Source organism: Rhizobium sp. M10 (genome assembly GCF_002531955.1).
In the GTDB taxonomy this organism is placed as follows: Bacteria; Pseudomonadota; Alphaproteobacteria; order Rhizobiales; family Rhizobiaceae; genus Rhizobium; species Rhizobium etli_C.
This window is the reverse complement of record NZ_NWTA01000009.1, coordinates 202,201-215,678: the sequence shown is the minus strand read 5'-3', so window position 1 is coordinate 215,678 and position 13,478 is coordinate 202,201. Positions and strand designations below refer to the sequence as shown.

Genomic DNA, 13,478 nt, shown 5'->3' with positions numbered 1-13,478 from the left:
TCACACCGAAACCTTTCTGATCCACTGATCGATGGCGACGGCGGCGATGATCAGCACGCCTGTCAAAAGGACTTTCCATTGCGGATCGGCGCCGAGCATGTTGAGACCCATCGACACGACGCCGACGATCATGGCGCCGAAGAGGGTGCCGAGGATGGAGCCGCGGCCGCCGAAGAGCGAGATGCCGCCGATCACGGTCGCGGTGATCGCCTGGAGGTTATAATCGGTGACGGCCGAGGACGGCGAGATCGAGCCGTTGCGGCCGATCGAGACCCAGGCGGCGAAGGCGGCGATGACGCCCGACAATGTATAGACGGTGAGCAGCACCTTCTTGGTCTGGATGCCGGAGAGCTTGGCCGCTTCCGGATCGTCGCCGACCGCATAGACATGCCGGCCCCAGGCGGTGTGATTGAGCACATACCAGAGCAGCAGGACGAGCAGCACCATGGCGATGACGCCGAGGGTGAGCACGGCGGTGCCGGCCCTGAAGCTCATGGCGAAAAGATGCAGCAGCGGCGCCTGGGCGTCGACATCGGCGTCGCGGATCGTCTCGTTGGCGGAATAGATGAAATTCGTCGCCATGACGATGTTCCAGGTGCCGAGCGTGACGATGAACGGCGGCAGCTTCATGAAGGCGACGAGGAAGCCGTTCAGCAAGCCGCAGAGACCGCCGACAAGCATGCCGGCTGCGACCGCGATCGGCGTCGGGATGCCATAGGTGATGGCGACATTGCCCATGATGACGGCCGAGATCACCATGATGACGCCGATCGAAAGATCGATGCCGGCCGTCAGGATGACCAGCGTCTGGGCGGCGCCGAGAATGCCGACGATGGCGATCTGCTGCAGGATCAGTGTCAGGGTGTAGGACGAGAAAAACCGTCCGCCGAGCGTTGCCCCGAAGATGATGATCGCCAGCACCAACACGATCAGCGGCACGGCGGCCGGCGTCGAGTGCAGAAAATGCTGGGCGCGCTTGATCAGCGGGACGTTCTGGTGCTCGAAGGAGGCGACGTTCTTGTCGCTGCCGTCGAGAACGCGTTCGAATTCCTGTGCTCCGGTCATGGTTCCTCCTCCGCATCCGCGCGCCGAACCCGCGCAGAGGCCGCCACCCATAGTCATCCGTTCGTTGCTTAGCCGGTGGGGTGACGGCACATCGTCCGTCCAAACCGGCCGGGGATCAAGCCCCGGCCGGCTTCTCTTTCAATAGATCGGGCTTAGCCCCAGCACTTGTCGGTGCCTTCCTTGGTGTCGATCGACTTGACGCCGGAAACCGGCTTGTCGGTGACGAGCGAGACGCCGGTGTCGAAGAAGGACTTGCCTTCGGTCGGCTTCGGCTTTTCACCGCTATCGGCGAACTTCTTGATCGCCTCGATGCCGAGCGACGCCATCAGCAGCGGGTATTGCTGCGAGGTGGCGCCGATGACACCTTCCTGGACCGACTTGACGCCGGGGCAGCCGCCGTCAACCGAGACGATCAGCACGTTCTTTTCCATGCCGACAGCCTTCAGCGCCTGATAGGCGCCGACAGCGGCCGGCTCGTTGATCGTGTGGATGACGTTGATGCCAGGATCCTTCTGCAGAAGGTTTTCCATGGCCTTGCGGCCGCCTTCCTCGTTGCCATTGGTCACGTCATGGCCGACGATGCGCTTGTCGTCTTCGTCGCCGATCTTGTCCGGGTTCTTCGGGTCGATGCCGAAGCCCATCATGAAGCCCTGGTCGCGCAGGACGTCGACCGTCGGCTGCGACGGCGTCAGGTCGAGGAAGCCGACCTTGGCGTCCTTGGCCTTGTCGCCAAGCGTTTCCTTGGCCCACTGGCCGATCAGCTTGCCGGCGAGCAGGTTGTCGGTGGCGAAGGTGGCGTCGGCGGCATCGGCCGGCTCGAGCGGCGTGTCGAGCGCGATGACCAGCACGCCGGCATCACGCGCCTTCTTGACCGAAGAGACAATGCCCTTGGTGTCCGAGGCGGTCAGCAGAATGCCCTTGGCGCCGTCGGCGATGCAGCTTTCGATCGCCGCAACCTGGCTTTCGCTGTCACCGTCGACCTTGCCGGCATAGGACTTCAGCGAAACGCCGAGTTCCTTGGCCTTGGCCGTCGCACCTTCCTTCATCTTGACGAAGAAGGGATTGGTGTCGGTCTTGGTGATGAGGCAGGCGGAAACGTCGGCGGCCATGGCCGGCGCGGAAAAGGCGACGCCGAGTGCGAGCGCGCCGAAAGCGAGAACTGATTTCTTCATGAACTCCTCCCAGAGTTTGCCGGCGCCGCCCGTGCGGGCCGGAATTTTCGAGATATGACACTTCGCTTCGGTCGCTGCCGCTTCCGAAGCCGCCTCGTGCCCTTGACGAGGGCAATTAAGAGCGAAAGAAATCGGCTTGTCAATAAATAAATCCAATTGAATTATTAATTCGATGTGGCATGCTCAATCGCATTAGGATGTACGGTACCCGCGCCTTTTCAAACGCAGAGAAGGCCGCCGTACCGCTTTCAGCTGCTGCATAATCCCCCTTGGATCGCTTCCGATCCGGGGAACCATGCAAGAGGCCAACGCTCGGGAGGAGCGGCCATGTCGTCTTTGGATGGGCCGGAACACACACCGGTCCCGCCGCCCATTCTCAATCCGGCCGGGGGCGCGAACCAGGTCAGGGTGCGCGCCTATAACGAACGGCTCGTGCTGTCGCTGGTGCGCCTCTACGGCGCGCTGTCGAAGGCCGATATCGCGCGCCGCAGCGGGCTGTCGGCGCAGACCGTCTCCGTCATCATGCGGGTGCTGGAAAAAGAAGGGCTGCTGTCGCGCGGGGCGCCGGTGCGCGGCCGGGTCGGCCAGCCGTCGATCCCGATGCATCTCAATCCCGACGCCGTCTATTCCTTCGGCCTGAAGATGGGCCGGCGCAGCGCTGATCTGGTGCTGATGGATTTCGTCGGCCGCATCCGCATGCAGCTGCACCAGACCTATGCCTATCCGCTGCCGCACGAAATCCTCGCCTTCGTCACGGCTGGCATCGAGGAGATCGAAAGCCGGCTCGACGACAAGCAGCGCGGCCGCATTGCCGGCCTCGGCATCGCCGCCCCGTTCGAGCTGTGGAACTGGGCCGAGGAAGTCGGCGCACCGCCGGGCGCCATGGAGGTCTGGCGGGATGTCGACCTGCAGGCCGATATCGCCGCGCGCGTTTCCCATCCTGTTTTCCTGCAGAACGACGCGACCAGCGCCTGCGGCGCCGAGCTCGTCTTCGGCGTCGGCCCCTCTTATCCCGACTTCGTCTATTTCTTCATCGGCTCCTTCATCGGCGGCGGCATCGTGTTGAATTCGGCGATCTTTTCCGGCCGTACCGGCACGGCGGGCGCCATCGGGCCGCTGCCGGTGCGCGACAGGAACGGCGAAACCAAGCAGTTGCTCGAGATCGCCTCGATCTTCGTTTTGGAAAACATGCTGCGCGAACGCGGCATCGATCCCGAGCCGCTCTGGTATTCCGCCGACGACTGGGTGGATTTCGGCGCGCCGATGGAGATCTGGATCCAGGATAGCGCCAAGGCGCTGGCCCAGGCGATCGTCGCGGCCGCCTCGATCGTCGATTTCAGCGCTGCCGTCATCGATGGCGGCTTTCCCCATTGGGTGCGCAGCCGCGTCGTGCAGGCGACGATCGACGAAGCCGCCAAGCTCGACCTGCAGGGCGTCGTCATGCCCGAAATCATCGAGGGCGCGGTCGGCGCGCAGGCGCGCGCCATCGGCGGCGCCAGCCTGCCGATCTTTGCGCGTTACCTCACAGACCAGAACGTACTCTTCAAGGAGGTAGACCATGCTGAAGGGACTTGATCCGCTGTTGAGCCCGGAGCTGCTTTTCACGCTTCGGGCCATGGGCCACGGCGACGAGATCGCCATCGTCGACGGCAATTATCCCGGTGTCGAACATGCCCGCCGGCTGATCCGGCTCGACGGCCACCACCTCATTCCGGTGCTCAACGCCGTGCTCAGCGTGCTGCCGATCGACGACTTCGTGCCCGAGGCGATCTTCCGCTCGACCGTCAAGGCCGAGCGCGACAAGCTCGATCCGGTGCATGAGGAGATGATCGACTGCTGTGCGCTGCACGAGCCGCACCGGCAGGTGGTGCCGCTCGTCGGCCAGGATTTCTACGGCCGGGTGCGGGCCGCCCATGCGCTGATCCAGACCAGCGAGCCCAGGCTTTATGCCAACATCATCCTGCGCAAGGGCGTGATCTATCCGAAAGAGCCTGGCGCACAGTCGGCGGCCGGGGTGGATCCGTTCGTCTACTAGCTCGGAGTCTCCCTCCTGACTCATTCAAGGCACTACAGCCTTCCCCCTACGCGTCTGAAAGGACGCGCAGGGGGAAGGTCCGTGATGCTTATTCCCTGCCAAGCGCTATGCATGCCATAAATACTCCTTGTGCCGGCCTCCGTTATTAATGATATACATCATCAATATACCAAGCTATAATGATAAACGACATCATAGCTTGGGCATGGCCGTCGAAAGGGCTGCAACGTGCGGATCACCAAGGAAAAGAAGCAGGAAAACTACGAGCGGATTATCGCCACCGCGTCAGAGCTGTTTCGCGAGCGCGGGTTCGATGGCGTGGGGGTGGCGGAGTTGATGGAGCGCGCGGGGCTTACCCATGGCGGCTTCTACAATCACTTCCGCTCCAAGGAGGAGTTGATCGCGGAGTCGACCGAGAATGGTTTGAGCGAGACCTTGAAGCGCTATGCCGGTCATGACGTCCTCGCCGTCATGGAACTTTATCTCGCGCGCGAACACCGGGATGGGCGCGGCCAGGGATGTACGGCCGCAGCGCTCGGTTGCGATGCCGCTCGCCAGCCTGAAGAAACGAAGGCCGTTTTTGCTGAAGGAATAGACAAGCTCGTGCGCGCGGTGGAGGGCGGCATCGCGCAACATCACGCTTCCGGCGCCGGCGGGCGGGCGCAAGCCATCGCCATCCTCGCTCAGGCCGTCGGCGCCATCGTGCTTTCAAGGGCCTGCCCGGACGATTCACCGCTGGCGGACGAACTGCTCGAGGCCTGCCGGGCGGATTGCCGTGACGCCATCGAAAACCGGACGCGGGAACGATAGGGCCGCGCATGTGCGGCCCTATCGTCGTCAGGCGTTTACCAGAGCATGATGCCGAAAAGTGTAAGCGGTTTTCGGGCGACATCATGCTCTAACTCTTTAATTGAGAACAGGATTTAGATTTTTTGTCGTCCCGGCATAAAATCATCCTGTTCTAGCGCAGCCATGGTGGGATAGTCCGTATAGCCCGCCGCGCCGCCGCCATAGAGCGTCGCCATATCGAGATTGGCGAGCGGCGCACCGATCTTCAGGCGCTCGACGAAATCCGGGTTGGCGATAAACGGCCTGCCGAAGGCGAACAGATCCGCCAGCCCCTGCTCCAGCCTGGCCGTTGCGAGTTCCGGATCGTAGCCGTTGTTGGCGATATAGGTATTCTTAAACCTGCGGCGAAGCGCCTCGTAGTCGAAGGGTGCGATGTCACGTGGCCCGCCGGTGGCGCCCTCCACGACATGGAGATAGGCAACGCCCATCGCGTCGAGCTTTTCGACGATGTGGTTGAACTGCGCCTGCGGATCGGTTGCCGATATCCCATTGGCCGGCGACACCGGTGAAATCCGAACGCCGGTTCGCCCCGCTCCAACTTCCGCGATGACGGCAGCCGTCACTTCGAGCATCAGCCGGGCGCGGTTTTCGATCGACCCGCCATAGGCGTCGGTGCGGCTGTTGGCTCCGTCCCTGGCGAACTGGTCGAGCAGGTAGCCGTTGGCGCCATGAACTTCGACACCATCGAAACCGGCGGCAATCGCATTGGCGGCGGCGCGACGAAAATTCTCGACGATGCCGGGGATCTCGTCCAGGTCGAGCGCCCGAGGTTCGGACACATCGACGAAGGCGTTGTTCACGAAGGTCTTGGTCTCGGCCCTGATGGCGGAAGGCGCGACCGGCGCCTTGCAATACGGCTGCAGATCGACATGCGATACCCGGCCGACGTGCCAAAGCTGGAGGAAGATGTGGCCGCCCCTGGCATGCACTGCGGCGGTCACCTTGCGCCAGCCGTCGATCTGCGCCTGCGTGTAAATGCCGGGCGTGTCCTGGTAACCCTGACCCTGTTGCGAAATCTGGGTCGCCTCCGAGATGATCAGGCCTGCCGAGGCCCGTTGCGCATAATATTCGGCAATGAGATCACCTGGCACAAAGCCGGCGCCGGCTCGGTTGCGCGTCAATGGCGCCATGACGATGCGGTTGGATAGGGTGAGAGAGCCGAGGACGGAGGGCTCAAAGAGTGTCTTGCTGGTCATTTGTCACTTTCATCGAGAGTTTGGAAATATTGCTGGCGTTCGTCTCGCAACGCACGCCATGTCGGGCAGGTCGACCTCAGTCCGCGACCGCAATGACCACCTTGCCCTTGGTACGCCCGGTCTCGACATAGGCCAGTGCATCCCCGGTCTTTTCAAACGGGAACACCTTGTCGACGACAGGCCGGATGACGCCTTGTTCGATCAGGCGGGTAATCTCACCCAGCTGCTGGCCGTCGGCGCGCATGAACAGGAATGAATAAGCGATGCCGAGACGCTTCGCCTTTTTGCGGACCCCTCGGCTCAGCAGGCGCAGCACCAGTTTCAGGAACAGGTTCAGGCCGAGCTCGCTGGCGAATGCGGGATCGGGCGGACCGGAAATGGAAATCAGCCGGCCACCCGGCTTCAGCACGCCCAGAGATTTTTCAAGCGTCTTCGGATCCTGACTGTTCAGCACCAGATCGTAACCCGACAAGAGCTTCTCGAAATCCTGGGTCTTGTAGTCGATGACCACATCCGCCCCGAGACTTCTCGCCAGCTCGGCATTTTTAGCGCTCGTCGTCGTCGCAACCGTCGCGCCGAGATGTTTGGCAAGCTGAATGGCGAAAGTGCCGACACCGCCGGAACCGGCCTGAATGAAGACTTTCTGGCCAGGCTTGACCTTGCCCACCTCGACCAGCGCCTGCCAGGCGGTCAGCCCCACCAGCGGAATGGACGCCGCTTCGCTCATGCCGAGGTTGTTCGGCTTCAGCGCCACATCGGCTTCATCGATGGCAATGAATTCGGCGAATGTGCCGACCCGATGATCGCGCGGCCGTGCATAGACCGCGTCACCCACCTTGAACCGCCTGACCCTGGATCCAGTCCTGACAACCGTTCCGGCAACGTCGTGCCCGAGGACGAAGGGCGGACGATAGGGGAGAATAAGCTTGAACTCTCCATCCCGGACCTTGGAGTCCAGCAGGTTCACGGCCGTGGCCTGAATCCGGACAAGGACATCATTGTCCCGCAATTCCGGTTCCGGCAGGCTGGTCAGGCGCAAAGCGCCCTTCTTCTTGTACTTGTCAACGACGAATGCCTTCACGGGGCTTTCTCCAATTCGAAGTCTGTTGCGGCGTCAGGCGCCAAGGAACGATAAAGCCTTCGGCACGAAATCGGCGTGGTTCTGGAAAATCCCGCCATGCCCGGCGTCCTGGTAGATCACCAATTGCGCGCCCGGAATGCGCCGGGCCATATCGGTGCTGTTTATTGTCGGGACCATGATGTCATTGTCGCCATTGGCGATCAGGACCGGGATATTGATGCGACCGAGATCCTGAGGCGCCTGCCGCCCCCAGGCTTTGATCGCCTTGAGTTGCCGCAGGAATGCCCTTGGAGTCGGCCCCTTGTCCCTTCCGGCCTTGCGCTCTTTCAGACGATCGAGAAAGGCTTTCGCGGCTCGGCGGCCATTGGCCGTCGACGTGAAAAACAGATAGGTTTTCGGGTCGCGCAGCGTCAGCAGGCCTTTGACGATCAGCGGCCAGGACATGGCCCCGACCTTCTCGATCCCCTTGCCGCCGGCCGGGCCTGTTCCAGTCAGAATGAGTTTCCGCACAAGCTCCGGCGCCTTCAGCGCAATGTCCTGCGCGACAAATCCCCCAAGGGAAAAACCGAGCAGATCGACCTTTTCGAAGCCAAGCGTCCGGATAAACGCAATCGCGTCACGCGCCATCTCGTCGATGGTCACAGGGGCCGTGCCGCCCGAGGCGCCAATCCCCCGGTAATTGGTCGCAATGACATGATGTTTGGCAGCGAGACCATCGACGATCCGGGGATCGAAATTGTCCAACACTGCGCCCCAGTGGTTGAGAAGAATGATCGGCACGCCGCCTTGGGGGCCAAGATCGCGATAGACGAAAGGGGTTTTCCCCACATTGATCCAGAGGTTTGGCGCCTCGGCGTAGCAGGTAGCCGACCGCAGGTATCCAGACGTGTTCATCGTTTACTCCATTCTCCCACTCAAGTCGGCAGGCTTGAGAGCCTTGTCAGTGCCGCTCGATGTCCCGGTGAGAAACGCCATTTTCCGCTGCGGCTTCGCACCAATCCATCGCCATTGCTTCTGTCATTTTAGTTTTAATGACGATCATCATCATATAAGATTAATGATACTCATCATCAAAATTGTCAAGCGGAATTTTCTGAGTGAAATCGGACGCCCTTGGATCGTCCGGCCCCTGGCGCGATTTGCCGTGGCCGGCGAATGAGAACAGCGCCTTGCGTCGTTTCAGCCGTGCGAACCGGATCCGCGGTGCATGTTCGCTGCGACTGTTCGTGGCGAAGCCCATCCGAATTGCGGGAAAGCTATCCGTTATGCGCAGCGAAATGCCCGCACCTTCGTCCGGGCAACCCAACGTTAACCTTCGAGGTTCACAGAAATTCTAGGACGTGTCGGTGCGCGCTTGATCGATGACGGCAAGCCGGCTCTCTATAATTCCGCCCGAATGAGTTGTGGCGGACTTCGATCACCGCCAGGGACGGTGCGGTCCTGCGAACTGGCCATGATGGCTCTTCACTCAACGGGAGCCTGTTCATATGCCTCGCATCCGACCAACCAGACCCCAGATGGAGATATTGGGCTGGCTCGCGATCTTCCTGCTTCTCTTCGGCCTCTCCTGGCGCTTCGATTGGCATGAGGGGCTGGACGGGTTCGTCGACCAGCATCACGACTATCCGCTGGACCACGCGCTGCTTGCCCTGAATATCTCCGGGTTTCTCGGGCTCATTTATTCCGCGCTGAGAATCCGGGATCTCTCGCGGGAGGTTAATCGCAGGCTGCAGGCCGAGAAACATGTCGACTGGATTGCCTGTCACGACACGCTGACCGAGCTGCCGAACCGCAGATTCCTGGAGTCCATATGCGCGCAGGCGATGACCGATCAAACGGCACAAGATATTTATGCCGTGTTCAGCATTGATCTCGACGGCTTCAAGAAGGTCAATGACCTCCTGGGGCACGATCACGGTGATGCGGTGCTGAAGACCGTTGCTCAGCGGCTCTCGTCGCTCTTTCCCCGCGAGCACGTTTTTCGCCTTGGTGGAGACGAGTTTATGGTTCTGGCGCGGCGCATCGGAAATCCCGATCTTGTCGCGTTGGGGAACCGCATCGTCAGCGCGATCGGCAAGCCGTTCACATTCAATGGTGTCGCCGTCGACCTCGGCGCCAGCGTCGGCTTCGCGCTTTATCCGGAGGACGGCGATGAGCTCGGTCAGGTCATCCGGCATTCGGACTGTGCGATGTATGTGGCGAAAAAGCAGGGGCGCAATCTGGTGAAGCCCTTCGTGCCGTCGATGCAGGACGAGCTGGCGAAACGGGTCAGAATAGAAGGGGATCTGCGCGCAGCCATCCGGAAGGGCGAAATCGTTCCCTATTATCAACCGCTCGTGGACCTGAAGGCGAACAAGATCATCGGCTTCGAGGCGCTGGCGCGCTGGAAGACGGCGTCCGGCGAATTCATCCCGCCGAGCGAATTTATTCCGGTGGCGGAGGAAGCCGGTCTGATCGTCGAATTGACGGACCAACTGCTGCGCTGCGCCTGCACCGATGCGCTTTCCTGGCCGAGCGAGCTTGTCCTGTCGTTCAACCTTTCTCCGATCCAACTGAGCGACCGGCTGCTGGGCCTCAGAATTCTCAAGATACTGGGCGATGTCGGCCTGCCCGCGCACAGGGTCGAGCTTGAGGTAACGGAGAGCGCGATCATTCAAGACGCCGTCACCGCCCGCATTGTCCTCGACGATCTGGTGAATGCGGGGGTCAGGATCGCCCTCGACGATTTTGGGACAGGCTATTCCAGCCTCTCCCAACTGTCCAACTACCGGTTCGACAAGATCAAGATCGACAGGAGTTTCGTCGCTTCCTTCGAGACCAATGACAAGCAGGACAAGGTGATCAAGGCCATCATCGCTCTCGGCACCGGGCTTGGCGTGACGATAACGGCCGAAGGCATCGAAGAGGAGAGCCAACTTCAGCGGCTTCAGGATCTGGGTTGCGACATCGGTCAAGGATATCTGCTGGGCAGACCGGCGCCGATCGAGGAGATCGCCGCGGATCAGGTCGGCAACAGGATTCGGCAGCGCCGTTGATGGGACGATCCGCTCGTCTATCAGGCGGAAGGAGAGTTGGCGCTTCCAATCAAGCGCTTTGCGAATTGTGCGGATGCCCCTCGCGCCCGGAATGCCGTCCTCTCTCCGTCCTCATCCTGAGGTGCCCCAAAGGGCCTCGAAGGATGAGGGCTGATCGGTGTGCCGTATGGCTGGCGGCTACCGATCCTGCGGATCGCACCGGGTGCGGGCCGCCCATGCGCTGATCCAGACCAGCAAGACCAGGCCCTATGACCAGCATCATCCTGCGCAAGGGCGTGATCTATCCCAGGGAGAGCACCAGGCCGAGATCGATCCCTTCGTCCTCAATTAAAGAGTTAGAGCATGATGTCGTCCGAAAACCGCTCACACTTTTCGGCATCATGCTCTAGGGATCAACCGTCAATTTCGACTTCCGCTTCGCAGTTTACCGGCGCATTCAATGGGATGGCCATGCCGATGGACGAGCGGGCGTGCGCGCCGATGTCGGGACCATACAGTTCCAGGATCAGATCGGAATAGCCGTTTGTGACCAGGGGCGTCTCATTGAAACCTGGAGCAACATTCACCATGGCGAAGACGCGCAGCCAGGCCGTGACCCGATCGAGGTCTCCGAGAGCCCGCTTGAGGCTTGCGAGATGGGCCAGGGCAACCAGCCGCGCCGACGCGTAACCCTGCTCCGGCGAAACCTCGGCGCCGACCTTGCCGAGAGGGTTGGCCAATGTGCCATCGCGGTTGCACGCGACGTGACCCGAGATGTAAGCGCGGGCGCCGCACACCCGAACCCAGACAAAGGGCAGCAGCAGGCCATCGCGAACCTTTAGAGGCTCGGGCAATTCCAGGCCCATTTCGGCGAGACGTTGTTCGATGATGGCCATAATGCACCTCCCGACCTGTTTGGAGCGTGGATAAAAGCAAAGACTTCGTGCGCGACAAGCGAACAAGGATGACGACGCGCCTTAGGGTACGATGTGGTCAAGCTCCGGCATCAGAACGACGCTCTCGTTCGCCGCGGCATCGTTGCGGGCTCCGAGGAATTCGGCGTCCTCCGTGCTGCGATTGACGGCCACGTGCGGAACGCCGGCCGGAATGAACAGGTAGTCACCGGGGCGGACCATTTCGCAGCGTTCGAGCTTCGGCCCTGACCAGATCTCGATCTCCTGGCCTGCGGTCATGAGAAGGGCGGTCTCGTGTCCCTCATGGCGATGGGCGCCGGTTCGCCTGCCTGCGGGCAGCGAAATCGCCCCGAGCCACAGCATGGTCGATCCGACGCTCTGCGCGGAGACGCCCGACCGGTAGACGGATCCCTGCTTGGCGACATGGCTGCCGCTCCCGCTTACGACTTTCGCGGTTAATGCAGGAGGATTTTTCGGTTGCGCTGCTTCGTTCCTCATGGCGCTCACCTTTTCCATCGCGGCGATGAAACAGACCCTGCGCGCTCAGCCGGCGCAAGTCCTGAAGAGAGACCGAAAAGTTCCGAAAAACTGCGAAATCGGCGTATCATGGCCGGCCATGAACACCCCACACCTTGCATTCGGCCACTTCGAGTTCATTGCCGAGAACGGATGCCTGCTTCGTGACGACCGGCCTGTCGCCATTGGCGCCCGCGGCGCTTCGCTGCTTGCCGTTCTGCTTGCGGCACAAGGGGGTGTCGTCTCCAAATCGGCCCTGATGGATGCCGTTTGGCCGGGATTGGCCGTCGAGGAAAGTAACCTTTCGGTTCAGATTGCGGCCCTTCGCAAGCTGCTCGGCCCCGCGTCCGACGGCGGCGAATGGATCGTCACCGTCCCACGGCTCGGCTACAGGTTTTCCGGCCGGGTGGAGAGTGCAAGCGACGGAGCCGACAGCGGATGGCATGCGCGAGCCGAACCCAACCCCGGGATTGCAGTCCTGCCTTTTGAAAATCTGGGCGGCGATGCTGAGAAACAATATCTGGCCGACGGTATCGCCGACGACCTGATCATCGCGCTCACCCGGTTCAGATGGCTGCGCGTCGCGTCACGCGGAGCGAGTTTCGCAAGATGGAACGGCTCCAGGGATCCGCGCGCCGTCGGGCACGAACTCGGTGTCAATTTTCTGGTGGACGGGGCGATCCGGTATGCCGGCGACCGGATCCGGATATCGGTGCACCTCGCCGACGCGGCCAAGGGCGCGACCGTCTGGTCCGAACACTACGATCTTCAGCTGGCCGAGATATTTGCGGTGCAAGACGCCATCGCCGAGCGGATCGCCGCGGCGGTCGAACCGGAGTTGTTGTTGCGCCACGGGCTTGCGGTCGCTCCGCACACCGGCAACATCACGGCCTGGGACCTTGTCCGGCAAGGCACATTCAATTTCCACAAGGTCTCACAGCCAACCCACCTTCTGGCAAGACGATTTTTCCGCGAGGCCGCCGAACTCGACCCCATGCTTCCGGAGGCGCAGATCTGGCGGGCGCGGGTAAACGCCGGCCTCATCGCCTATGGCTGGACGGACGATCCCGCCGCGGACGGTCAGGAGGGATTGAGTGCCGCCCTGCGGGCGATCTATCTCGACGCGCGAAACCCCTATTCGCATTATGCGCTGGCGATCGTGTCGGCCTATACGGGCAGAGCCGACCAGGCGATCCTCGCCGCGGAACGGTCGATCGAGCTCGGTTCGAGCTTCGCCCTGGGGCATCTCGTCCTCGGCATGGCCCGGCTCTTTTCCGGGGATGCGGCCGGCGCACGCAAACCTTTGTCGCGCGGCCTCGAACTCAACCCGCATGATCCGCAGAACGGGGTCTGGTTCAGTCTGCTGATGCTCGCGCGGTTCTTTTCGGACGATATCGAGGGCGCGCTCGACGTGGGGCGTGCTGCGCTGAAGGCGCGGCCCGACTGGCCGGCGCTCATGCGCATTCAGGCCTGCTGCCACATGGCCGTGGGGAATATCCAGCAGGCTCGCCGTCTTGCCGCTGCCGCCAGCAGCCTTCCGGAATCTGCCGGCGATGCGCTTGGACCGTTCCGAGAGGGCAACAAACTCTGGGCCACCCGCCTCAACGGGCTGTTGCAAGAGGCGGAACGCTAAAAG

General features: G+C 61.8%; 14 protein-coding genes. 6 read left to right on the top strand and 8 right to left on the bottom strand.

The window, feature by feature from the left end; all coding sequences use genetic code 11:
• Together CO671_RS17175 and CO671_RS17170 are read right to left on the bottom strand one after the other, a co-directional pair.
• The gene (locus CO671_RS17175; RefSeq protein WP_097606917.1) at positions 1–1,065 is read right to left on the bottom strand and encodes an ABC transporter permease; all 1,065 of its coding nucleotides are present in this window, start codon (positions 1,063–1,065) and stop codon (positions 1–3) included.
• A gap of 152 nt (positions 1,066–1,217) precedes the next feature.
• A complete protein-coding gene (locus CO671_RS17170) occupies positions 1,218–2,237 on the bottom strand; it encodes a sugar ABC transporter substrate-binding protein (RefSeq protein ID WP_097606916.1) in 1,020 nt (339 codons plus the stop codon).
• 327 nt (positions 2,238–2,564) lie between these two features.
• On the opposite strand from CO671_RS17170, the gene CO671_RS17165 reads away from it, so the two are divergent.
• The 3 genes from CO671_RS17165 to CO671_RS17155 all read left to right on the top strand — a co-directional run bounded on the left by CO671_RS17165 (position 2,565) and on the right by CO671_RS17155 (position 5,082).
• A complete protein-coding gene (locus tag CO671_RS17165) occupies positions 2,565–3,812 on the top strand; it encodes an ROK family transcriptional regulator (protein WP_097606915.1) in 1,248 nt (415 codons plus the stop codon).
• Positions 3,796–4,272: an RbsD/FucU domain-containing protein gene (locus CO671_RS17160; RefSeq protein ID WP_097606914.1), complete on the top strand. Its 477-nt coding sequence runs from the start codon at positions 3,796–3,798 to the stop codon at positions 4,270–4,272. Before CO671_RS17165 ends, CO671_RS17160 begins: the two co-directional genes overlap by 17 nt.
• A gap of 228 nt (positions 4,273–4,500) precedes the next feature.
• Positions 4,501–5,082, top strand: a complete 582-nt coding sequence (locus CO671_RS17155; RefSeq protein ID WP_010029896.1) for a TetR/AcrR family transcriptional regulator — start codon at positions 4,501–4,503, stop codon at positions 5,080–5,082.
• A 113-nt stretch (positions 5,083–5,195) separates the two neighbouring features.
• On the opposite strand, the gene CO671_RS17150 is transcribed toward CO671_RS17155, so the two are convergent.
• From CO671_RS17150 to CO671_RS17135, 4 genes are all read right to left on the bottom strand, one after another.
• Positions 5,196–6,317 (bottom strand): alkene reductase, encoded by a 1,122-nt coding sequence (locus CO671_RS17150; protein ID WP_097606913.1) that lies wholly within the window; start codon positions 6,315–6,317, stop codon positions 5,196–5,198.
• A 76-nt stretch (positions 6,318–6,393) separates the two neighbouring features.
• On the bottom strand, positions 6,394–7,398 hold the full coding sequence (locus tag CO671_RS17145) for an NADP-dependent oxidoreductase (RefSeq protein ID WP_010030365.1): 1,005 nt from the start codon (positions 7,396–7,398) through the stop codon (positions 6,394–6,396).
• 33 nt (positions 7,399–7,431) lie between these two features.
• Complete coding sequence (locus CO671_RS17140; RefSeq protein WP_097606912.1) at positions 7,432–8,292, bottom strand: alpha/beta hydrolase; 861 nt, start codon at positions 8,290–8,292, stop codon at positions 7,432–7,434.
• Positions 8,293–8,452: 160 nt separating this feature from the next.
• Positions 8,453–8,704, bottom strand: a complete 252-nt coding sequence (locus CO671_RS17135) for a hypothetical protein (RefSeq protein ID WP_141514469.1) — start codon at positions 8,702–8,704, stop codon at positions 8,453–8,455.
• A gap of 181 nt (positions 8,705–8,885) precedes the next feature.
• On the opposite strand from CO671_RS17135, the gene CO671_RS17130 reads away from it, so the two are divergent.
• Positions 8,886–10,433 (top strand): EAL domain-containing protein, encoded by a 1,548-nt coding sequence (locus tag CO671_RS17130; RefSeq protein ID WP_097606911.1) that lies wholly within the window; start codon positions 8,886–8,888, stop codon positions 10,431–10,433.
• A 166-nt stretch (positions 10,434–10,599) separates the two neighbouring features.
• A complete protein-coding gene (locus CO671_RS33380; protein WP_010027657.1) occupies positions 10,600–10,764 on the top strand; it encodes a hypothetical protein in 165 nt (54 codons plus the stop codon).
• Positions 10,765–10,825: 61 nt separating this feature from the next.
• On the opposite strand, the gene CO671_RS17125 is transcribed toward CO671_RS33380, so the two are convergent.
• Together CO671_RS17125 and CO671_RS17120 are read right to left on the bottom strand one after the other, a co-directional pair.
• Positions 10,826–11,308: a RidA family protein gene (locus tag CO671_RS17125; RefSeq protein ID WP_097606910.1), complete on the bottom strand. Its 483-nt coding sequence runs from the start codon at positions 11,306–11,308 to the stop codon at positions 10,826–10,828.
• Positions 11,309–11,389: 81 nt separating this feature from the next.
• Positions 11,390–11,824, bottom strand: a complete 435-nt coding sequence (locus CO671_RS17120; protein ID WP_097606909.1) for a cupin domain-containing protein — start codon at positions 11,822–11,824, stop codon at positions 11,390–11,392.
• 118 nt (positions 11,825–11,942) lie between these two features.
• On the opposite strand from CO671_RS17120, the gene CO671_RS17115 reads away from it, so the two are divergent.
• The gene (locus tag CO671_RS17115; protein WP_097606967.1) at positions 11,943–13,475 is read left to right on the top strand and encodes a winged helix-turn-helix domain-containing protein; all 1,533 of its coding nucleotides are present in this window, start codon (positions 11,943–11,945) and stop codon (positions 13,473–13,475) included.
• The last annotated feature ends 3 nt before the right edge of the window (positions 13,476–13,478 follow it).